The 23,100-nt window shown below is 40.1% G+C and carries 19 protein-coding genes; 12 read left to right on the top strand and 7 right to left on the bottom strand.

What is annotated here, in order from left to right; translation table 11 throughout:
* Positions 1 to 81: 81 nt before the first annotated feature.
* Positions 82 to 1,506 carry an FAD-dependent oxidoreductase gene (locus O1Q79_RS00710; protein ID WP_386692477.1) on the top strand — a complete coding sequence of 475 codons (1,425 nt, stop codon included), beginning with the start codon at positions 82 to 84 and terminating at the stop codon, positions 1,504 to 1,506.
* A 139-nt stretch (positions 1,507 to 1,645) separates the two neighbouring features.
* On the opposite strand, the gene glnA is transcribed toward O1Q79_RS00710, so the two are convergent.
* Entirely contained in the window at positions 1,646 to 3,067 is a 1,422-nt protein-coding gene (glnA, locus tag O1Q79_RS00705) for a type I glutamate--ammonia ligase (RefSeq protein ID WP_386689404.1), read from the bottom strand.
* A 185-nt stretch (positions 3,068 to 3,252) separates the two neighbouring features.
* A complete protein-coding gene (argE, locus tag O1Q79_RS00700; protein WP_386692476.1) occupies positions 3,253 to 4,395 on the bottom strand; it encodes an acetylornithine deacetylase in 1,143 nt (380 codons plus the stop codon).
* Between the two features lie 89 nt (positions 4,396 to 4,484).
* Here argE and argC point away from each other — a divergent pair, with 89 nt between their 5' ends.
* From argC to argH, 3 genes are read left to right on the top strand one after another with little or no spacing between them, the layout of a single operon-like run.
* On the top strand, positions 4,485 to 5,495 hold the full coding sequence (gene argC / locus O1Q79_RS00695; RefSeq protein WP_386692475.1) for an N-acetyl-gamma-glutamyl-phosphate reductase: 1,011 nt from the start codon (positions 4,485 to 4,487) through the stop codon (positions 5,493 to 5,495).
* A 15-nt stretch (positions 5,496 to 5,510) separates the two neighbouring features.
* A complete protein-coding gene (argB, locus tag O1Q79_RS00690) occupies positions 5,511 to 6,284 on the top strand; it encodes an acetylglutamate kinase (protein WP_386693313.1) in 774 nt (257 codons plus the stop codon).
* 29 nt (positions 6,285 to 6,313) lie between these two features.
* Positions 6,314 to 7,690, top strand: a complete 1,377-nt coding sequence (argH, locus tag O1Q79_RS00685) for an argininosuccinate lyase (protein ID WP_386692474.1) — start codon at positions 6,314 to 6,316, stop codon at positions 7,688 to 7,690.
* A 115-nt stretch (positions 7,691 to 7,805) separates the two neighbouring features.
* Here argH and O1Q79_RS00680 read toward each other — a convergent pair whose 3' ends face one another.
* Both O1Q79_RS00680 and O1Q79_RS00675 read right to left on the bottom strand, forming a co-directional pair.
* Positions 7,806 to 8,903 (bottom strand): ATP-binding protein, encoded by a 1,098-nt coding sequence (locus tag O1Q79_RS00680; protein ID WP_386692473.1) that lies wholly within the window; start codon positions 8,901 to 8,903, stop codon positions 7,806 to 7,808.
* A 167-nt stretch (positions 8,904 to 9,070) separates the two neighbouring features.
* Positions 9,071 to 10,348 (bottom strand): O-acetylhomoserine aminocarboxypropyltransferase/cysteine synthase family protein, encoded by a 1,278-nt coding sequence (locus O1Q79_RS00675; protein WP_386692472.1) that lies wholly within the window; start codon positions 10,346 to 10,348, stop codon positions 9,071 to 9,073.
* Positions 10,349 to 10,514: 166 nt separating this feature from the next.
* Between O1Q79_RS00675 and O1Q79_RS00670 the strand changes: the two genes are divergently transcribed.
* The 8 genes from O1Q79_RS00670 (at position 10,515) to O1Q79_RS00635 (ending at position 17,879) form a co-directional block, all read left to right on the top strand.
* The gene (locus tag O1Q79_RS00670; protein ID WP_386692471.1) at positions 10,515 to 11,240 is read left to right on the top strand and encodes a 1-acylglycerol-3-phosphate O-acyltransferase; all 726 of its coding nucleotides are present in this window, start codon (positions 10,515 to 10,517) and stop codon (positions 11,238 to 11,240) included.
* A 9-nt stretch (positions 11,241 to 11,249) separates the two neighbouring features.
* Positions 11,250 to 12,650: a multicopper oxidase domain-containing protein gene (locus tag O1Q79_RS00665; protein ID WP_386692470.1), complete on the top strand. Its 1,401-nt coding sequence runs from the start codon at positions 11,250 to 11,252 to the stop codon at positions 12,648 to 12,650.
* 27 nt (positions 12,651 to 12,677) lie between these two features.
* Entirely contained in the window at positions 12,678 to 13,559 is an 882-nt protein-coding gene (prmA, locus tag O1Q79_RS00660; protein WP_386692468.1) for a 50S ribosomal protein L11 methyltransferase, read from the top strand.
* Between the two features lie 175 nt (positions 13,560 to 13,734).
* Complete coding sequence (gene dusB / locus O1Q79_RS00655; RefSeq protein ID WP_386692467.1) at positions 13,735 to 14,724, top strand: tRNA dihydrouridine synthase DusB; 990 nt, start codon at positions 13,735 to 13,737, stop codon at positions 14,722 to 14,724.
* Positions 14,717 to 15,013 carry a DNA-binding transcriptional regulator Fis gene (fis, locus tag O1Q79_RS00650; protein WP_132302125.1) on the top strand — a complete coding sequence of 99 codons (297 nt, stop codon included), beginning with the start codon at positions 14,717 to 14,719 and terminating at the stop codon, positions 15,011 to 15,013. Before dusB ends, fis begins: the two co-directional genes overlap by 8 nt.
* Positions 15,014 to 15,167: 154 nt before the next feature.
* Positions 15,168 to 15,458, top strand: a complete 291-nt coding sequence (locus O1Q79_RS00645) for a co-chaperone GroES (RefSeq protein ID WP_386692466.1) — start codon at positions 15,168 to 15,170, stop codon at positions 15,456 to 15,458.
* A 17-nt stretch (positions 15,459 to 15,475) separates the two neighbouring features.
* Positions 15,476 to 17,119, top strand: coding sequence for a chaperonin GroEL (gene groL / locus O1Q79_RS00640; RefSeq protein WP_386692465.1), 1,644 nt, complete (start codon positions 15,476 to 15,478; stop codon positions 17,117 to 17,119).
* 133 nt (positions 17,120 to 17,252) lie between these two features.
* Positions 17,253 to 17,879, top strand: a complete 627-nt coding sequence (locus O1Q79_RS00635) for a YchE family NAAT transporter (RefSeq protein ID WP_386692464.1) — start codon at positions 17,253 to 17,255, stop codon at positions 17,877 to 17,879.
* Between the two features lie 69 nt (positions 17,880 to 17,948).
* Here the strand turns inward: O1Q79_RS00635 and O1Q79_RS00630 are convergent, their stop codons facing one another.
* The 3 genes from O1Q79_RS00630 to pnp form a co-directional block, all read right to left on the bottom strand.
* Complete coding sequence (locus tag O1Q79_RS00630) at positions 17,949 to 19,796, bottom strand: DEAD/DEAH box helicase (RefSeq protein ID WP_386692463.1); 1,848 nt, start codon at positions 19,794 to 19,796, stop codon at positions 17,949 to 17,951.
* Positions 19,797 to 19,901: 105 nt separating this feature from the next.
* Positions 19,902 to 20,837, bottom strand: coding sequence for a lipoprotein NlpI (gene nlpI / locus O1Q79_RS00625; protein WP_386692462.1), 936 nt, complete (start codon positions 20,835 to 20,837; stop codon positions 19,902 to 19,904).
* Between the two features lie 89 nt (positions 20,838 to 20,926).
* A complete protein-coding gene (gene pnp / locus O1Q79_RS00620) occupies positions 20,927 to 23,065 on the bottom strand; it encodes a polyribonucleotide nucleotidyltransferase (RefSeq protein WP_386692461.1) in 2,139 nt (712 codons plus the stop codon).
* Positions 23,066 to 23,100: the final 35 nt, after the last annotated feature.

The following is a 23,100-nucleotide window of genomic DNA, read 5'->3' as shown; positions in this document are numbered from 1 at the left end:
TGTGGGATTTTCACCGCACTTTATTTAAGCCAAAGTGCGGTGGAAAAAGAAAAAGTTTTTAAAGATTTGAAGGAATAAACTATGGGTCGTGGAAACGTCTATCAATTTATCGACTTGCAACGTGTGGATCCACCGAAAATTCCACTTAACGTAAGAAAAACCGAGTTTGTGGAAATTTACAATGTATTTAGCGATACACAGGCACAATCTCAAGCGGATCGCTGTTTGGAGTGTGGCAATCCTTATTGTCAAAACAAATGTCCGTTACATAATAATATTCCGAACTGGCTACGTTTAGCCCATGAGGGACGTATTATTGAAGCGGCAGAATTAGCCCATTCCACCAACAGTTTGCCAGAAGTCTGTGGTCGCGTTTGTCCACAAGATCGCTTATGCGAGGGGTCATGTACCTTAAATGACGGATTTGGCGCTGTCACCATTGGTAATGTGGAAAAATATATCACTGAAAAAGCCTTTGCAATGGGCTGGAAACCAACTATTAATGCCGTTCCAACGGGTAAAAAAGTGGCTATTATCGGTGCTGGACCTGCTGGCTTAGGTTGTGCCGATGTATTACTTCGTAATGGTGTAGAAGTCAGTATTTACGAACGCCAGCCAGAAATCGGTGGTTTGCTCACCTTTGGTATTCCAGCATTTAAACTAGAAAAAAGTGTGATGACACGTCGCCGTGAGCTATTTACCGAATTAGGCGTAAAATTCCACTTAGGGGTAGAAATTGGCAAAGATATCACACTAGACGAACTGGTCGCACAGTATGATGCAGTGTTCTTAGGTGTCGGCACCTATCAAGGCATGAAAGCAGATATCCCCAATGAAAATGCCACTGGCGTTTATTCTGCCTTACCATTTCTAATCGGCAATACGCAACATTTACTCGGCTTTGATGCCCCTGATTTTGTTAATATGCAGGGTAAACGTGTGGTGGTACTGGGTGGCGGTGATACTGCTATGGACTGCGTGCGTACTTCGGTTCGACAAGGTGCGGTGGAAGTAACTTGTGTTTATCGCCGTGACGCTGCCAATATGCCTGGTTCGAAAAAAGAATATCATAACGCTAAAGAAGAGGGTGTCGATTTTGAATTTAACGCTCAACCGGTAGAAATCGAAGCCGATCCTGTTGCCATTGAAACGGACACATCAGGTAAAGTGACAGGGATTAAAATTGTCAGAACCAAACTAGGTGCCACAGATAGCAACGGTCGCCAGCGTGCGGAAATTATTCCGAATAGCGAAGAAATCATCTCTTGCGATGCAGTGATTGTAGCATTCGGTTTTGCTCCACATGCGATGCCGTGGTTAGACGCAGTCGGCATGGAAGTGGATAATCGTGGTCGCATTAAATCCAACGGCGAATTGAAACAACAAACCGCCAATCCAAAAATCTTTGCTGGTGGTGATGTTACCCGTGGCTCAGATTTAGTGGTGACAGCTATTGCCGAAGGACGTGATGCCGCTCAAGGGATTTTAGAGTATTTAGATGTGTAATTTAAATCGTTAGATTCAAAGTGCGGTGAAAAAATATCAAATATTTTTCACCGCACTTTTTCTTTCGTCAGTATAACAACACAAAAAAAAAAAAAAACAGGATTATCTCTAATCCTGTTTTTTTCCACTTAATCAAACATTAAGCATAATACATTTCAAATTCCACTGGATGTGGGGTCATGTTCAAACGCTCTACTTCTTTACGTTTCATGCCGATAAAGGTATCAATAAAGTCTTTAGTGAATACGCCACCGTGGGTTAAGAATTCATAGTCTTTTTCCAAATTATCCAATGCTTCACCTAAGGAACTAGATACCGCTGGAATTTCTTTTAGTTCTTCTGGTGGTAAATCGTAAAGGTTTTTATCCATTGCATCACCTGGGTGGATTTTATTGATAATACCGTCCAGACCTGCCATTAATAAGGCTGAGAAACACAAATACGGGTTCGCCATTGGATCTGGGAAACGAGCTTCTACACGTGTCGCTTTCGGGCTAGTAACGGCTGGAATACGGATAGATGCAGAGCGGTTACTTGCAGAATAAGCTAATAATACTGGAGCTTCAAAACCTGGTACTAAGCGTTTGTATGAGTTAGTGGTTGGGTTAGTGAATGCGTTTAAGGCTTTCGCATGTTTAATCACGCCGCCAATATAGTAAAGTGCCGTTTCGGAAAGACCCGCATATTTATCTCCCATAAATACGTTTTTGCCGTCTTTACTTAAAGACATATTACAGTGCATACCTGAACCATTATCACCAGCAAATGGTTTTGGCATAAAGCAAGCGGTTTTGCCATGTTCTAATGCCACGTTTTGCACGATATATTTATAGATTTGAGTTTCGTCCGCTTTTAAGGTTAAGCTGTTAAATTTAGTTGCAATTTCATTTTGACCTGCGGTCGCTACTTCATGGTGATGAGCTTCAATCACTAAGCCCATTTCTTCTAACAATAAACACATTTCAGAACGAATATCATGTCCGCTATCAATCGGAGCAACTGCACAGTAACCGCCTTTTTTCAATGGACGATAAGCATTGTTGCCTTGCTCTTTATATTTGCGATCGGTGTTCCACATGGCTTCTTCATCATCAATGGCGTAAGACACTTTATTTGGCTCAGTGGAGAAACGTACATCATCAAATAAGAAAAATTCAGGTTCAGGTCCAAACATGACATGATCTGCCACGCCAGTGGAACGCATATATTGTTCTGCACGCAAGGCAATAGAACGTGGGTCACGATCGTAGCTTTGCATAGTGTTCGGATCATAAATACTACAACGAATAGATAGGGTTGGGATTTGTGCAAATGGATCCACCACCGCACTTTCTGGAATTGGCATTAATAGCATATCCGCTTTATTAATCGCTCGCCAACCTTCTACTGAAGAACCGTCAAACATTTTACCTTCTTCAAAGAAATCTTCATCAATGACACTAGCTGGCAGTGATACACCATGTTCTTTTCCTTTAATATTGGTAAAACGAAGAAGAACAAATTTGATATCGTTTTCTTCGATAAGTTTAAATACGTTAGCAATGGCTTGTGTTTTTGACATAAGAAACTTCCTTCCAAGTATAATTTATAGTGAGTAAATTCTTTCAATCTGCTTGCATAGAGAACATAACGAATTAATTTAAATATAACAACAATATCTAATAATAAATTTAATAAATAATTTTCATATTTAAATAGTATTCAATTTTATCGTTGTTTTGTTAAACCTTTTCCAATCTATCATTTTTAACAGAAACAATCAATCAGCTTCACTAACAATTCTCGAGTCGGTTGAATAAATTCCGTTGCTAAAAATTCATCGGGCTGATGTGCTTGCTCAATAGAACCCGGACCTAACACCAAAGTTGGGCAAAGTTGTTGAATAAATGGAGCTTCGGTACAATAGTTTACCACTTCACATTTTTCTCTCAACAATTTTTCTACCACCTGTACTACTTGGGCAGAATGTTCACATTCATAACCCGGAATTGGCTCGTGTAAATGACGTAAGGTTAATCGATCACCATATTGTTCAAACATGGGAGCAAGTTTGTCACGTAACATATCTTCTAAATCAGCTAACTGCATATTGGGTAACGGGCGAATATCAAATTGTAATTCACAGCAGGCACAAATCCGATTGACGGCATCGCCACCGTGAATCGAGCCAAAGTTCATGGTGGGATAAGGAATGGCAAACTCCGCATGATGATATTTTTCTTTCAGCTCATTTCGCATTTGCATTAAATACCCCGTGGCTTGGTGCATTAATTCAATGGCGTTAATGCCTTTGGCAGGATCGCTAGAATGTCCTGATTTACCAATAATTTGTAACCCTTTACCAATATGTCCTTTGTGGGCGCGAACTGGACGTAACGAAGTAGGTTCTCCAATAATGGCACAGTCGGGGCGAATATGTGTATGTTGAATAAAGGTTCTCGCGCCCAGCATGGTGGTTTCTTCATCAGCGGTGGCAAGAATACGTAATGGCTTAGTTAATTTGGTCAGATCAATTTGAGCAATCGCATCTAACACAAAAGCAAAAAAGCCTTTCATATCAGCGGTGCCTAAACCATAAAATTTACCGTCTTTTTCAGTGAGCTTAAACGGATCAAATGTCCAACGTCCCTCGTCAAAAGGCACTGTATCCGTATGCCCTGCTAATAATAATCCCCCTTGCCCTTCTCCATAGGTTGCGAGTAGGTTATATTTATGCTGACTATTTTCTACCGCTAAAATTTCTGATTTAAAACCAACATTCTGTAACCAAGTTGCCAGTAATTCAATTAAAGTGCGGTTCGATTGATCGAATTTTTTTTCAATACTGCTAATAGTGGGAATAGCAATTAACTGGGAATACATATCAAGAAAAGCAGGAAGTTTTTTCATTCGATTTTCCTTATAATAGTTGCTTTTTAAATATTTATGCAGAATAATAGCATAATTAATCACAATAATACAAAACGAAAGAGGATAATATGACACAAAAAGCGATCATTATTGGAGCAAGTGGCTACACTGGAGCAGAGCTTGCTCAAATTCTTACTCGCCACCCTCATTTTGAATTAGCGGGGCTTTATGTTTCTCGTCAAAGTGCTGATGCTAACAAATTAATTTCGGACCTTTATCCTCAACTGCGTACATTTTGTGATTTGCTATTACAACCCTTGCCTGAGGATTTATCCTTGTTGGCAAATGATGCCGATATTGTATTTCTCGCCACAGCACATGAAGTTAGCCATGATCTCGCCCCTATTTTTTTACAACAAGATTGTCAGGTTTTTGACTTGTCGGGAGCATTTCGTGTCAATAAAGCTGAATTTTACACCCAATATTATGGTTTTGAACACCAATACCCTGAATTATTAGCAAGTGCTGTTTATGGTTTAGCGGAATGGAATGATAAACAAATCCAGCAAACGGATTTAGTCGCCGTGGCAGGTTGTTATCCAACAGTATCACAGTTAAGCCTGAAACCATTAATTGAAAATAATCTCTTAGATCTCAATCAATTACCCGTTATTAATGCCGTCAGTGGGGTTAGCGGAGCTGGGCGGAAAGCATCAATTACCAACAGTTTCTGCGAAGTCAGTTTAAATGCTTATGGTGTATTTACCCATCGTCATCAACCTGAAATAGCCACCCATTTAGGCACCGAAGTGATTTTCACTCCGCACTTAGGCAATTTTAAACGAGGCATTTTAGCCACGATTACCGCTAAATTGAATACAGGGGTAAGCGATGAACAAATTAAATCGGCTTATCAACAATACTATGCCAATCGCCCGTTAGTGCGAGTGTATGAGCAAGGTTTACCAAGCATTAAAGCGGTGGAATTTACCCCTTATTGCGATATTGGTTTTGCTACCCATAATGGACATATTGTCATTGTGGGGGCGGAAGATAACCTGCTCAAAGGGGCGGCATCGCAAGCGGTACAATGTGCCAATATTCGTTTCGGTTATAATGAAACGCTCGGTTTATTTTAAGGATTTATCGCAATGATTAGACCTTTAGTAATTAAATTAGGCGGTGTGTTATTAGATACCCCTGCCGCCATGGAAAATTTATTCCTTGCCTTAGCAGATTATCTACAACAGGCTACTCGCCCTTTAGTTATCGTGCATGGTGGCGGTTGCGTAGTGGATGATTTAATGAAAAAACTAGGCTTACCGGTGCAAAAGAAAAATGGTTTGCGAGTAACCCCAAGCGATCAAATTGACATTATCGTGGGAGCGTTGGCTGGCATTGCCAATAAAAAACTGTTAGCACAAGCCATAAAATTTCAGTTAAATCCTGTCGGATTAAGTCTTGCTGACGGCAATTTGACCAGTGCGATGCAATTTGATCCTGAATTAGGTCATGTCGCCAATGTACAAGCACAAAACGCTACGCTGTTAGAGCAATTATTAACCAGCAAATTTTTACCGATTATTAGCTCTATTGCTGTTGATGCTCAAGGGCGTTTAATGAATGTCAACGCCGATCAAGCTGCCACCGCTATTGCGGCATTAATTAACGCAGATTTAGTCATGCTGTCTGATGTGGACGGCGTGTTAGACGGTAATCAACAACGCATTTCACAATTAACCGCAGCACAAATTGAACAATTAATTACCGATAAAGTGATTACTGACGGCATGATTGTTAAAGTAAAAGCGGCACTCGATGCGGCACAATTATTACAACGTGGCGTAGATATTGCGAATTGGAAATATCCTGAAAAACTCACCGCACTTTTTGCAGGTGAGATTATCGGCACAAGAATTTATCCTTAACTGAAATAAAAACAAAAGGACAACACAACATGGCATTATGGGGCGGTCGCTTTACCCAAGCGGCAGATAAACGTTTTAAAGATTTTAATGATTCACTACGTTTTGACTATCGTTTAGCTGAACAAGATATTGAGGGTTCGGTGGGTTGGTCAAAGGCATTAGTGAGTGTCGGCGTTCTCACCACAGATGAACAAACTCAACTGGAACAAGCGTTAAATCAGTTGTTAATTGAAGTGCGGTCAAATCCGCTGGCAATTTTGCAAGATGATGCGGAAGATATTCATAGTTGGGTAGAAAGTAAGCTCATCGATAAAGTCGGCAATCTAGGTAAGAAACTACACACAGGACGTAGCCGTAACGATCAGGTCGCCCTTGACATAAAAATGTGGTGCAAACAGCAAGTCACGGAATTGCAATACAGCGTACGTGAACTACAAGCCAAATTAGTAGCAACCGCAGAAAATAATCAACACGCCGTGATGCCGGGTTATACCCATTTACAACGTGCTCAACCAATCAGCTTTGCTCACTGGTGTATGGCGTATGTAGAAATGTTAGAACGAGATTATAGCCGTTTAGCAGATGCCTATCGCCGTATGAATACTTGCCCACTCGGCAGTGGGGCATTAGCAGGTACAGCCTATCCTATCGACCGTGAACAATTAGCACAAGATCTTGGTTTTGACTTCGCCACTCGCAACAGCTTAGACAGTGTTTCTGACCGTGATCATATTATTGAATTGCTTTCCACTGCGTCATTAAGTATGGCACACCTTTCTCGTTTCGCTGAAGATATGATTATTTTCAACAGTGGAGAAGCAGATTTTGTGGAATTATCCGATCGAGTCACATCAGGATCGTCACTCATGCCACAAAAGAAAAACCCCGATGCGTGCGAATTGATTCGAGGTAAAACTGGGCGTGTGATCGGTTCATTAATGGGCATGTTGATGACCGTAAAAGGCTTGCCGTTAGCCTATAATAAAGACATGCAGGAAGACAAAGAAGGTATTTTTGATGCCTTAGACACATGGCACGATTGTTTAACCATGGCATCATTTGTGTTAGAAGATATTAAAGTCAATATAGACCGCACTCGTGAAGCTGCTCTCAAAGGCTATTCTAATGCTACCGAACTCGCTGATTACTTAGTCGCAAAAGGTGTGCCATTCCGTGATTCGCATCATATTGTGGGTGAAACCGTGGTTTATGCAATTCAAGTTCAAAAAGGCTTAGAAGATTTAACCGTGCAAGAATTTCGTCAATTTAGTGATGTCATTGGCGAAGATGTTTACCCTATTTTATCATTGCAATCCTGTTTGGATAAACGTAATGCTAAAGGTGGCGTATCACCGTTGCGAGTGGCAGAAGCGATTGAAGAGGCGAAAGCGAGAATTAGTGCATAATCTACCTAGTACTAACGTACTAGGTTAAGCATAGTAACGCTACTCCGTAGCTATAGAAATGTGCGGTGAAAAATTTCAATATTTTTCACCACACTTTACGCTAATAAAAAGGTGGTTAAGCTAAGTGAGTGGATTCAACGTTTTCTATGATCCAAGTGTGTAATAATGGACTATTAATGTGCAATACGCCATGGCTGGTTTTACTGATGAGATCCTTACGTTGTAGTTTCCTAATCGTACTTTGCATTGTACTCACCTTTATCTCTTCTACCCCTAAAATTTCTGCCATTTGCTCCCGAAAGTCCGCACCATATACTGCACTTTGCCCTTTGGCTATCGCTAGTAATGTGAACTGCTCTATTGCCGTTAACTCTCGCCATTGTGCAGTAAAATTACCACTTTCTTGCATTTGTTCTAACCGAATTTGAGCCGCTTTTTCAAGGCTTAATGCAGGATTGATAATCATATCTTGAATAATCGCTCGCATATACATAGGCGTATAGTTTAGGCGTTCAAATACTGCATATAATGCGTGCTTATCTAAGGATTTACCCATACGTTCTTGATACACATCAGCCAGAAAGTCAGTAAAATATTGATCGAGATTCGGAAAATCTAACGCATGAGCAAAGTGGAAAAATGGGGCTTTCACATCATTAAACATCATACGTAAACCGTTTGTGCTACTCCCTGTAAAAATGGTTTTAACCCGATTTTTATTTAAATCCAATCCTGTTCTTAGACTACGAATCAGATAACTTGTATTGGGAATCCGAGCTAATTCTTGGACTTCATCTAACAATAGTAATGAGGGGCGATTATCTGCGGCAATGCACGCAATAATCTCGCTAATATTTGGTAATGTTTTTTCGCTTAATGTTCTTTCTAACCCAACGCCCAACAAGTCTATTTTGGTAAAGCTGCTAAATAAGGTTTTTACACCATTGCCTGTGCGTATTTCTTGAGCGAATTGATGTAATGCTTGATGAAAAGACTCGTCAGCATTGTTCGCACTATTGCCGTCCATAAAAGAAAAATAAAATACATTAAAGCCATCTTTTTCAGCAAGGGGAGCAATATCATTAATTAGAAATTCTGTTTTCCCCATACGACGTGGGGCAAATAGCGTAAAGGCGTGAGTAATACTTGCTTTTAAGCTCGCCAGCAATGCACTTGCCAATTCTGTTCTAGGAAAATATAAAGGATCTTTCATACCACATACCTTATTGTATAGAATTAGCCATTATTGTACTTCATTTTATCTAATTAGACAAATCATGTCTAATAATGGCTAATTGAGTAAAAATGATGTGGTATCACACTAAATAGTGCGGTGAAAATCTCTCACAATTTTCACCGCACTCTTGTTTGTGTATAAAGTTAAACACTCTCCAACGCCACTGTTAAATCCGCAATCAAATCATTCACATTTTCTAATCCAATGGATAAACGAATTTGATTTGGGGTAACACCACAGGCTAACAATTCGCTTTCGGTTAATTGACCGTGAGTGGTGGTGGCAGGGTGAACCACTAAGGATTTTGCATCGGCGACATTGGCTAAATTTGAGAAAATTTCTAATTTATCAATCACCTGACGAGCTTCTTTGGTTCCACCTTTGACGTGGAAAGTAAAAATCGACCCTGTACCTTTTGGTAAGTATTTTTGTGCTAAGGCATAATATGGACTGCTTGGTAAACTTGGATAATTGACTTTTTCCACTTTCGGGTGATGGCTCAAGAAATCCACAATTTTTTGTGTATTCTCAATGTGGCGTTCCACTCGTAATGACAGGGTTTCTAAACCCTGTAATAATAAAAACGCATTAAATGGCGAAAGGGCTGCCCCTGTATCACGCAATAACTGCACTCGTACCGCCACAATAAAAGCAGCTGCCCCAATATCTCGAGTATAGCTAATATTATGATAACTCGGATCTTCATCCACAAATTGTGGGAATTTGCCTGATGCGACCCAATCAAATTTGCCCGAATCCACGATCACGCCACCAATGGTGGTACCATGTCCACCAATAAATTTAGTAGCAGAATGAATGGCAATATCCACGCCATGTGAGAACACATTAATCAAATAAGGGGTGGCAAACGTATTATCACACACCAATGGAATACGATGACGATGTGCAATATCCGCTACTTTTTCAAGGTCTGGAATATTAATTAACGGATTGCCTAGGGTTTCAATCAATACCAATTTGGTATTCTCTTGAATCGCATTTTCCACTTCTGTGAGATCTTCTACATTGACAAAGGTCGTTGTGATGCCATAACGTGGCAAGGTTTCTTTTAATAAATTAAAGGTTCCGCCATAAATAGTACTCGCTGCCACCACATGATCACCCGCATGGGCTAAAGCTAAAATCGCATAAGTAATCGCTGCCATGCCTGATGCCGTAGCCAACGCTCCAACGCCTTTCTCCAGTGCTGCAATACGGTTCTCAAACACTGCCACAGTGGGATTAGTAATACGGGTATAGATATTGCCTAGCTTACGCAAAGCAAATAAATCTTCCGCTTCTTGTGCATCATCAAATACGTAAGATGTGGTTTGATAAATTGGTACAGCTCGAGATTTACTGCTACTATCGACCTCTTGTCCTGCGTGTAACTGTAGGGTTTCAAAATGAAGTTCTGACATAATTTTTTCCTTTTTATGATTGTTTACAATGAAATTATAATACTTTTTATTTCAGTGCAATACGGTATCCATATAATATTTTCAATAAAGGAAAAGCTATTTGTTCTAAAAATACATAAAAAAACCTGTTATAATCCCCCAAAAAAACAAACAGGAAAATAACAACATGCTAAAACTCGCCAGAATTATTATTGTCGTTCTATTCTGCCTAATTATCTGTATTTGTGGCACTATCTACTCACTCATTCGTTTCAAAAATCCAAATAACGTGAGTGTAGTAGCACGCTGGTTCGGACGCTTATATCCCCTATTCGGCTTAACCGTTGAACACCGTTATCCTGAAAATGCAGATCAATTCAATCCTTGTATCTATATTGCAAACCACCAAAATAATTACGATATGGTCACCATTTCTTATATGGTACAACCGCGTACGGTGAGTATCGGCAAAAAAAGTCTAATTTGGATCCCATTTTTTGGTTTGGTTTACTGGGCAACGGGTAATATTCTGTTAGATCGAGATAATAAGAATAAAGCTCACAACACTATGGGACAAGTGGCTCAACGCATCAATCAAGATAATCTTTCGGTATGGATGTTTCCAGAAGGTACTCGTAGTCGTGGGCGTGGCTTGTTACCATTCAAAACTGGTGCATTTCACGCTGCCGTTGCAGCAGGCGTACCTATTGTGCCAATAGTTTGCTCCACCACCCAGAATAAAATTGATTTAAACCGTTGGAACAATGGCAAGGTAATTTGTGAAATCTTGCAACCGATTGATAGCCGTCAATTTAGTAAAGAAAATGTGCGTGAATTTGCCAGCCATTGCCATCAAATTATGCAACATCGCATTGCCGAATTAGATGCAGAAATTGCTCAATCATCATTGTAAGGTTATTAAATGAATCACTCTCGCCGTCAGTTATTCAAAAAAACCGCTATCGCCACTGCGCTCGCTGCTGTGCCAAATACCTTATTGGCGACGACAAATCAACCTTTACAGATTCCGCCATTGCTTGAAACTCGCCGTGGTAAACCTATCTTTTTAAGTTTTGAAAGTACACAAGTCAGATTATTAGAGAATAATTTAATCGAAGTCTGGGGTTTTAACGGTCAATATCTCGGACCTACAGTGAGAGTTCGCCAAGGGGATTTTGTTAAACTCAATTATCGCAATAACCTACCACAATCTGTCGCAATGAATATTCAAGGCTTACAGGTTAATAGTGATTTTCTCGGGGGAATCGGACATAGTATCCAATCGGGACAAAGTTGGGCCCCCATTGTCCCCGTGACACAAAATGCTGGGCTTTGCTATTATCAATCCTGCTCTCTCGCCAGTTCAGCCTATCAAAATTATCGTGGTTTGGTCGGTATGTGGATTGTAGAAGATGATGAAAGCCGTAAATCACAGTTACCTAACAAATATGGTATCAATGATATTCCGCTGATTTTACAGGATTTAAGCCTAAATAATGCTGGTTCACAATTATTCCAACAAAATGAACCGCACTTTGTGGGTGAACGTCTATTTGTTAATGGTCAACAATCACCTTATTTGAACGTGGCTCGTGGTTGGGTGCGGTTACGTTTACTTAACGCTTCGCTTTCTCGTGCTTATGAATTACGTTTTGATGATGAACGTGATTTTCTGATTATCGCTCAAGATCAGAGCTTTTTGCCTGAACCCAAAACGGTAAAATCCGTCATGCTTGGTTCAGGGGAACGTCTTGAAATACTGGTGGATTTAAACGAAGGTGGCAATGTCAGTTTAATTACGGGTAAACCACGTGGATTATTCGATAAAATCGGATTATTCTTTGATAGTGATGGCGAATTAGTGGATAACCATATTTTGGAATTACGTCCCGAGGGTTTACTTGCTGCTTTTACCAATAAACCTAGCTATCAATTTAGTAACATAGCAACGTTACCCACAGAAATTACTCAACAACGCCAATTTCACTTAGACAATATCAACGCCATGATCAACCAAAAACGTTTTGATCCTCGTCGTATTGATGTGAGTGCTAAACATGGTTCCGTAGAACGCTGGCAAATCAGCGTTTCATCTCCTGTCAGTTTCCGTATTCAGGGGGCAAAATTTGTGCTGGAAAGCCAAAATGATAAGAAAACGCCTGCCAATGAATTAGTTTGGAAAGATACCTTGTGGATTGAAAATAACGCCAGTATTTTAGTGAAATTTGATAATCTTTCATCCAATAGCCACCCGTTTATTTTTGGTTCGGGAGATTTGATTCAGGCGGATAAAGGGGCGATTGGGTTGTTGGTGGTACAGTAAGAATATAACAATAAAAAGGAAAAAACTATGGCTTGGGTACAACTTCGCTTAAACAGTACCAGTGAGAAAGCAGAAAAAATCAGTGATTTTTTAGCAGAAATCGGGGCAGTGTCAGTAACCTTTATGGATAGTCAAGATACGCCGATTTTTGAACCTTTACCAGGGGAAACTCGCCTGTGGGGCAATACAGATGTGATGGCATTGTTTGATGCAGAAACAGAAATGGCATTAATTTTAATCGCACTTCGTAACAGCAAGCTGTTAGATGCTGATTTTGCTTATAAAATTGAGCAAATTGAAGATAAAGATTGGGAACGAGAATGGATGGATAATTTCCACCCAATGCAATTTGGCAAACGCTTATGGATTTGTCCAAGCTGGCGTGAGGTGCCTGATGAAAATGCAGTGAATGTGATGCTTGATCCTGGTTTAGCCTTTGGCACTGGCACCCACCCTACTACGGCACTTTGTTTAGAATGGTTAGATAGCCTTGATTTACAAGATAAAACCGTAATTGATTTTGGTTGTGGTTCAGGCATTTTAGCTATTGCTGCATTAAAATTAGGGGCAAAAAATGCCATTGGAATTGATATTGATCCGCAAGCCATTTTAGCTAGTCGCAATAATGCGGAACAAAATGGTGTCGCCGATCGTTTGCAATTATTCTTATCTGATGACAAACCGATGGATTTGAAAGCCGATGTGGTGGTTGCCAATATTTTAGCGGGTCCATTAAAAGAACTTTATCCTGTGATTAGTCAATTAGTGAAATCACAAGGGCATTTAGGTTTGTCAGGTATTTTAGCTAGCCAAGCACCATCTGTTTGCCAATCTTATCAACAAAAATTTATCCTTGAACCAGTGGTTGAACGGGAAGAATGGTGCAGAATTACGGGTAAATTAGCTTAATTTAGAAATGTCAACCAGAAAAACCACACTTTTTCTGTTACTTGTTTAAAAATTATGCTTTTCAAATGGCAATTTTTTGCGTATCATAGCCAACCTTGTCGGTTATTAATGCCGAATATTTAACCAATATTCGGCTTAATTTTTTCTGAGTTAACTAAGTGTTGGAGAATTTAAAGTGCGAATTGGTCAATATCAATTAAAAAATCGCATTTTATTAGCTCCAATGGCAGGCATTACGGATCAGCCATTTCGTAAACTTTGTTCGCACTATGGTGCTGGACTGACGTTTTCGGAAATGATGTCCACGAATCCGCAAGTATGGCATACAGAAAAATCGAAATTGCGTCTGGCTCATCACCAAGATGTAGGCATAAACGCTGTGCAAATTGCGGGTTCTGATCCGCAAGAAATGGCACAAGCCGCTCAAATCAATGTGGAATATGGTGCTCAAATAATTGATATTAACATGGGTTGCCCCGCTAAAAAGGTAAATAAAAAGTTAGCAGGTTCTGCTTTACTACAGTTTCCTGATTTAGTCGCAAAGATTCTTGAGTCGGTAGTGAATGCAGTAAACGTGCCTGTCACGTTGAAAATTCGCACAGGTTGGGATCGACAACATATAAATTGTGTAGAAATCGCTCAAATTGCTGAACAATGTGGTATTCAAGCATTAACCATTCATGGGCGTACTCGTGAATGCTTATTTGAAGGAGAAGCTGAATATCATCATATTAAAGCAGTTAAGCAAGCAATTTCTATTCCTGTGATCGCCAATGGCGATATTATCTCGGTAGAGAAAGCAAAGTTTGTACTTGATTATACAGGTGCAGATGGAATTATGATTGGGCGTGGAGCTTTAGGTAATCCTTGGATATTTCAATCTTTAGGAGAACTAGCTGAAATCAATTCAACCAATATAATCGCCCCCAGTTTAACAGAAAAGTGCGGTGTAATTTTACGTCATATTACAGAATTACATCAGTTCTATGGCTCTGAAAAAGGCTATCGAATTGCTCGCAAGCATGTTGGCTGGTATTTACAAGGAATTCAACCAGATTCCGATTTTAAACGGACTTTTAATGCGATTAGTGATGCCAAAAAACAACTGATAGCGTTGGAAGATTTTTTTAATTTTATAAATAATAATGGAAATTCAAATGTTTGAACAAACAACACCTTCTACAAAATTTATCGTGCCTGAATTAAACGCGCAATCGCAAGCCGTTAATAAACCATTGCGTGATTCCGTTAAACGTGCCATAAAAAACTATTTAATTCAATTAGATGGTCAAGATGTTAACGATCTTTATGAGCTTGTGTTAGCGGAAGTGGAACACCCACTATTAGACATCATAATGCAACACACCCGTGGCAACCAAACTCGCGCAGCCATCATGCTAGGCATCAATCGTGGAACCTTACGTAAAAAATTAAAACAATATGGTATGGGCTAGAAAACCAAGCTTAACAAATTCCAAAAATGGGGCGATTCGCCCTATTTTTTTGTCCGTTATTTTGTAAAAAAATTTATTTTTACTCTTGAAAGCGAAAATTCTTTCCCCATATTATTTATACTTTTTTAATAAATCTAATTTAGGAGAAATTCAAATGGCAATTCGTCCTTTACACGATCGTGTAATTATCAAACGTGAAGAAGTAGAAACCAAATCCGCTGGCGGTATCGTTTTAACTGGTAGTGCAGCAACAAAATCCACTCGAGCTAAAGTTATTGCAGTAGGCAAAGGTCGTATCTTAGAAAATGGTACAATACAACCTTTAGATGTAAAAGTCGGTGATACCGTAATTTTTAACGAAGGATATGGCGTTAAAGCAGAGAAAATTGACGGTGAAGAAGTGTTAATCGTTTCTGAAAATGATATTTTAGCAATCGTAGAATAATAGAAGGAATATTAAAAATGGCAGCAAAAGAAGTAAAATTTGGCAATGATGCTCGTGTAAAAATGTTAACGGGTGTGAACGTATTAGCAGATGCAGTAAAAGTTACTTTAGGTCCAAAGGGTCGTAACGTTATTTTAGACAAAGCCTTTGGTGCACCTGCAATTACCAAAGACGGTGTGTCTGTTGCACGTGAAATTGAATTAGCCGATAAATTCGAAAATATGGGTGCACAAATGGTCAAAGAGGTTGCCTCTAAAGCCAATGATGCAGCAGGTGACGGTACAACGACCGCAACTGTTTTAGCTCAAGCTATCGTTAATGAGGGCTTAAAAGCAGTCGCCGCTGGTATGAACCCAATGGATTTAAAACGTGGTATCGACAAAGCCGTAGCCGCTGTTGTGGCTGAATTGAAAGCATTATCTAAACCATGTGAAACCTCTAAAGAAATTGAGCAAGTTGGAACGATTTCCGCCAATAGTGATAGCGTGGTAGGTCAATTAATTGCTCAAGCTATGGAAAAAGTTGGCAAAGAGGGCGTGATTACCGTGGAAGACGGCACAGGTTTGGAAGATGAATTAGCCGTGGTTGAGGGGATGCAATTTGACCGTGGTTATTTATCACCTTATTTTATTAACAAACCTGAAACCGCAACAGTTGAATTAGACAATCCATATATTTTATTAGTAGATAAAAAAATCTCTAATATTCGTGAATTATTGCCTGTATTAGAAGGTGTGGCAAAAGCAGGTAAACCATTGTTAATCATTGCGGAAGATGTGGAGGGTGAAGCCTTAGCTACTTTAGTCGTCAATACTATGCGTGGTATCGTGAAAGTCGCAGCGGTAAAAGCCCCAGGCTTTGGTGATCGCCGTAAAGCGATGTTGCAAGATATTGCGATTCTCACTGCAGGTACTGTAATTTCTGAAGAAATCGGTATGGAATTAGAAAAAGCTACCTTGGAAGATTTAGGTCAAGCCAAACGTGTGGTGATTAATAAAGATAATACCACGATTATTGACGGTGTTGGTGATGAAGCTCAAATCAAAGGTCGTGTCGGTCAAATTCGTCAACAAATTGAAGAAAGCACATCTGACTACGACAAAGAAAAATTACAAGAACGTGTAGCGAAACTCGCTGGCGGTGTGGCAGTCATTAAAGTTGGAGCAGCCACCGAAGTTGAAATGAAAGAGAAGAAAGACCGTGTGGAAGATGCGTTACACGCTACTCGTGCAGCCGTGGAAGAAGGTATTGTTGCTGGTGGTGGCGTAGCATTAGTGCGTGCGGCGACCAAAGTAGCTGCTACGTTACAAGGTGATAATGAAGAACAAAATGTCGGAATTAAACTTGCTTTACGTGCATTAGAAGCACCACTTCGCCAAATCGTGGAAAACGCTGGTGAAGAGGGTTCTGTGGTAGCAAATACAGTGAAAGCTGGTGCTGGCAACTTCGGTTATAACGCAAGTACCGAGCAATATGGTGATATGATCGAAATGGGTATTTTAGATCCAACTAAAGTCGCTCGTTCTGCATTACAATTCGCCGCTTCTGTAGCTGGTTTAATGATCACCACGGAATGTATGGTCACTGAATTACCAAAAGATGATAAACTAGATCCTGCTGCCGGTATGGGTGGCATGGGTGGTATGGGCGGCATGATGTAATCATTCGCTAATCATCCTATGATTGATGCAAAAGTGCGGTGAAAATTCACCGCACTTTTTTGTTACAAGTTTATTTATATCCGCTCTCCTATCCATTATAATATGCAGCAAATAATTATACGTATGGTGAAATATGGAATTAGCTATCTATCTCCAGTTTTTTATGGGACTTATCGCTCTAGTCAATCCAATTGGTGTGACTCCTATTTTCTATTCAATGACAGCAGAGCAAACAAGAGAACAACAAAATCGTACTGCCGCAGTCACTTGTTTTTCTATTGTCGTGATTTTGTTAGTCAGTTTCTTTTTTGGTAATTTCATTTTAGACACGTTCAAAATCTCTATTGATTCTTTCCGTATTGCTGGAGGTGGCGTTGTAGCCATGATCGCATTAACCATGATTAACGGTAAAATCGGGGAACATAAAATCAATAAAGAAGAAAAGAATGAAAATTTTGACGATTATAACAATATTGCTGTGGTGCCTTTAGCTATGCCGATTATGGCAGGTCCCGGCTCCATTAGTGCAACCATTGTATTTGGTTCAACCCAGCATACCTTAACCAATTATCTATATTCTTCTCTTACCATTGTTTTATTCGGGTTAGGTTGTTACATTTTGTTCCGTTATTCTAAACCTGTGATTAAAAAATTAGGCAAAACTGGTTCAAACGTCATTACTCGTATTATGGGGTTATTATTGATGTCTCTCGGGGTTGAAATAATCACCACAGGATTACGCAATATGGGTGTGTTTTAAATGACTGCATATTAAGAACAACAAAGGGATGAGTCAACACTCATCCCTTTTACATTATGTCAATTTTAATTAACGCTGACGTTTCTCACGAAATTCTCTACCACTATTTTCTTTAAAACCGCGGTCATTTTTACCCGAGAATTTACGATCACCACGGAAACTGCGTTCGCCACGATCACTGTTGCGATCATTGCTACGACGTTTACCATTATTACCACGACGATCATCGCGTCCACCACGATCTCCGCCCTGTGCTTCACTCACAAAAGTCATACGAATTTGTTTATTCAATACACGAGTTTTACTAAAGGTTTGTAATAATTCTTTCGGCATGCCTTTTGGTAATTCTACTGTGGAATAATCATCATATAGTTTAATGTGACCGATATTACGGCTATCAATATCGCCTTCGTTAGCAATGGCACCCACGATATGACGTACATCAACACCGTCTGCACGACCGACTTCAATACGATAAAGATCCATTGGCACTGGGTTGCCATAACCACGGCGTTCACCACGATCATTTCTATCACGACGGTCACTGCGGTCACCACGGCGATCATCACGATCGCGGCTTGAACGTTTTTCCATCGGAGGATCAGGTGGAAGAATGAGTTTTTGTTTGCCTTGTAATAACATTAACATAGCTGCCGCAATATCTTCTAAATCTTGATCTGCGGTGAATAAATCTTCAATCAGACTACGATATTTTTCTAAATCATGATGTTCTAATTGTTTGGTAATATTACGCACAAATTTTTCACGGCGACAAGCCTGTAATTGTTCATGATTTGGTACGCCCACTTCATCAATTGGCTTCTTCATTAAGCGTTCGATATTGCCTAATAAGCGGCGTTCTCTTGGTTCAACAAACAGCAATGCACTGCCTGAACGACCAGCACGACCGGTACGACCGATACGATGAACATAGCTTTCCGCATCTAATGGAATATCATAGTTGACTACTAAGCTAATACGCTCCACATCTAAACCACGGGCGGCGACATCGGTGGCGACTAAAATATCAAGACTACCGTTGCGTAAGCGATCTAAGGTTTGTTCACGAGCTTGCTGAGTCATATCGCCGTTTAAGGCGGCTGCACTGAAACCATGTTTTTCTAATAATTCCGTGATGTCCATGGTACCAGTTTTGGTGCGAGTGAAAATAATCGCTGCATCAAAATCTTCCACTTCTAAGAAACGCAATAAGGCATCATTTTTACGATAGCCACGCACATACCAACAGCTTTGAGCAATATCTGGATTGGTGCGTTGAGTGGATTGAATTTTCACTTCTTGCGGATCGGTCATAAAACGTTTGGTAATACGACGAATCGGTTCTGGCATGGTAGCAGAAAAGAGAGCTGTTTGATGTTTTGCTGGTAATTCTGCCATCACGGTTTCGACATCTTCAATAAAGCCCATACGCAACATTTCGTCCGCTTCATCTAACACGATAAATTTCAGTTCAGATAAATCTAAGGTACCACGTTTAATATGGTCTAAAATACGCCCCGGTGTTCCCACCACGACTTGTGCCCCTTGTTTTAAAGCACGTAATTGAATGTCATAACGTTGTCCACCGTAAAGGGTCGCACTACGCATGCCTTTGGCATTTTTAGCAAATTGCTCACAAGCATCAGCCACTTGAATCGCTAATTCACGAGTCGGTGCCATCACCAACATTTGTGGGTGTTTTTGTTCCACGTCAATTTGTGCCAATAATGGCAATGAAAATGCAGCAGTTTTGCCACTTCCTGTTTGTGCCATACCCAACACATCACGCCCATTTAATAGGTGTGGAATACATGCTTGTTGGATAGGTGAAGGATTAGTAAAGCCCATTTCTGTGACAGCAGAAAGGATAAATTCTGGCAAGCCTAAGTCGCCAAATGTAATATTTGTTTCAGTCATTAAAATACTCGAATTGTAAATAAGGAAAGCTCAATTTGGGCTTTCATTTGTATAATTTAATTGCACTAGGAAAAACGTTACTAAAAAGCACCGCACTTTAAGCGGTTATTTTTTCCGTGCAACCACGTCCGTTTGTTCACTGGATTCCATATTTTTCAATTTAGCCAGTTCAAACAATGCAAAACGATACTCAACGAAATTATACACCTGATTTGCCAATGCCAATTTAAATAAGGTTTCTGCCTCACTCAAATTGCCAGTATTGAGTTTTTGTTTTGCTAGATAAAAATACGTTTCAGTCAAGATTTCCGCATACTGTGATGATTGCGGATCAACAAAGGATTTCGCCTTGTCGAATAATGCTTGTTCTGAAAGTTTGCCCAAATAATATTGGACGATAAAAGTCCCCCAGTATTCAGTAGAAAGCTGTTCCGCTCGGTTTACTAAATTCTGTTTCGCCTCATTGGGTTTAAATTTAAGCTCATTTAAATATAACCACAGGGTACGATAAGGATCTTTTTTATCGGAAGTGTAAAACTTCAAAAAATCCTGTTGTGCCAGGTTATAACGTGCAGTGTAATAAAAATCTAAACCACGGTTTAAATAGGTGTATTCATAATCGGGATCCAATTCAAATACCACGTTGAAAGCCTCCAACGCCGCATCATAATCTTCATCTAATAATGAATATAAACCTAAATAATTGTAAACTGCCGCCGTTTTAGGTTGCAGTGCAAGGGTTTGGGTGAAGTCATAACGAGCTAATCCCCAAAGCCCTAAACTATCGTAAAGTACACCACGTTCAAAATGTAAATTTGCACGTTCGCCTCGTGATAGTTGTCCAATAATTAACATTTGGCTAATCCGAGCAATCATCACTTCTTGTTCAAAGTGAATATTTGGATATTGCTCCGCCAAGGTCACTTTATTTTTTGTTACAAATACACCGCTCGTGCTATTAACACAGCCTGTTAACACTGCAACAAAAAGAAAATTCAGCAGTACTCTGCTGTTTCCAACTAACCTTTTTAGCAATACCATTGCCTATAATGCCTTCATTAGACAAAAACTTGTGAGAAATAAACCGCACTTTAAGCGCTAAGCATAAAGTGCGGTCAATATTTTACAAATTATTCTTGTTCAACAGTAAATTGCTCAGCCTGTTCAACATTTTCTTGTTTTCCTGCAAGCTCTTTCATGGTTAAACGAATACGACCCTGACGATCAATTTCCACCACTTTCACTTGCACTTCCTGACCTAAAGATAAGTAATCCGTCACTTTTTCAACACGTTCTTCCGCAATTTGAGAAATATGCACTAAACCTTCTTTGCCGCCAAGAATTGAAACGAATGCACCAAAGTCTGCAAGGCGAGTCACTTTACCTTTGTAAATTTCACCGGCAACTACTTCAGCCGTAATATCTTCGATACGCGCCATAACCGTTTTCACCGCATTACCATCAACGGCAGCAATTTTCACCGTACCATCGTCATCAATATCAATAGATGTGCCGGTTTCTTCGGTTAATGAACGAATCACCGCGCCACCTTTACCGATCACGTCTTTAATTTTCTTCGGATCAATTTTCATGGTGTAAATGCGTGGCGCAAAATCAGAGATTTCTTCACGTGGTGCAGCAATCGCTTGTTCCATCACACCTAAAATATGCATTCTGGCACTTTTGGCTTGGTTTAAGGCAATTTGCATAATTTCAGCGGTAATGCCTTCAATTTTGATATCCATTTGTAAGGCGGTTACCCCTTGACGAGTCCCCGCGACTTTGAAGTCCATATCACCTAAGTGATCTTCATCGCCTAAAATATCAGAAAGCACCACAAATTTGTCGTCCTCTTTCACTAAACCCATGGCAATCCCTGCTACGGCAGCTTTAATTGGTACACCTGCGTCCATTAATGCAAGGGAAGCACCACATACTGAAGCCATAGAAGATGAACCATTAGATTCGGTAATTTCAGACACCACACGTACCACATAAGGAAACTCTGTAATGCTTGGCATCACAGCGGCTACACCACGTTTTGCCAAACGACCATGACCAATTTCACGGCGTTTTGGTGAACCTACACGCCCTGTTTCACCCACGGAATATGGAGGAAAATTGTAGTGGAATAAGAAGTTATCTTGACGCTCACCGGTTAATTCATCTAAGATTTGTGCATCACGCTCAGTACCTAATGTTGCCACCGCTAACGCTTGCGTTTCACCACGAGTAAAAATTGCAGAACCATGGGTACGTGGTAACACGCCAGTACAAATATCTAATGCTCGCACGGTATCAACGGTACGACCGTCAATGCGTGGTTCGCCTGCGATAATACGTCCACGCACAATTTGGCTTTCAAGTGCGGTGAAAATATCAATAATTTTACCTTCGCTGATTTCTTCACCTTCAACAGTTTCTGCGGTAATTTGAGCAATGACATCGGCTTTAATGGCATCAATTTGTTCATAACGTACTTGTTTTTCAGTAATACGATAAGCATCACCTAAACGGCTTGCTGCTAAAGATTTTACTTTATTGATTAATGCGGTATTTGGTGCTGGAGCAACCCAATCCCAACGTGGTTTACCCGCCTCTTGAGCAAATTCTTTAATCGCTTCAACCACTACTTGTTGTTGCTGATGACCGAATACCACCGCCGCTAACATCTGTTCTTCAGTTAATACGTCCGCTTCGGATTCTACCATTAATACAGCTTTATCTGTTCCGGCAACCACTAAATCTAAACGGCTGTGTTTTTGTTCTGCCATGGTTGGATTCAACACGAATTGACCATCAATAAAACCCACTCGAGCAGCGCCAATCGGTCCATTGAAAGGAACACCTGATAAGGACAATGCGGCTGATGCACCAATTAATGCCACTAAATCAGGACTGATTTGTGGATTAACTGACATCACAGTAGCGATGATTTGAATTTCGTTTAAAAAACCCTCCGGGAATAATGGTCTAAGTGGACGATCAATTAAACGAGCAATTAAGGTTTCACTCTCAGATGGACGACCCTCACGTTTAAAAAATCCACCCGGAATTTTACCGGCGGCGTAAGTACGTTCTTGATAATCTACGGTTAATGGGAAAAAGTCTTGCCCCTCTTTTACGTCTTTTTTCGCCACTACAGTGACAAATACCGTGGTATCGTCCATACTTGCCATCACTGCTGCGGTCGCTTGACGTGCAATCGCACCGGTTTCAAGCGTGACGGTGTGTTGACCATATTTAAATTGTTTTACTATTGGATTCACAATGTTTTCCTTTTTCATTTTCTAACACAGGGATT

Origin of the sequence: Lonepinella sp. MS14434 (assembly GCF_042468235.1) — a bacterium.
GTDB lineage: Bacteria > Pseudomonadota > Gammaproteobacteria > Enterobacterales > Pasteurellaceae > Lonepinella.
The sequence above is the reverse complement of the archived record's forward strand: the minus strand, read 5'-3'. Positions and strand labels throughout refer to the sequence as shown.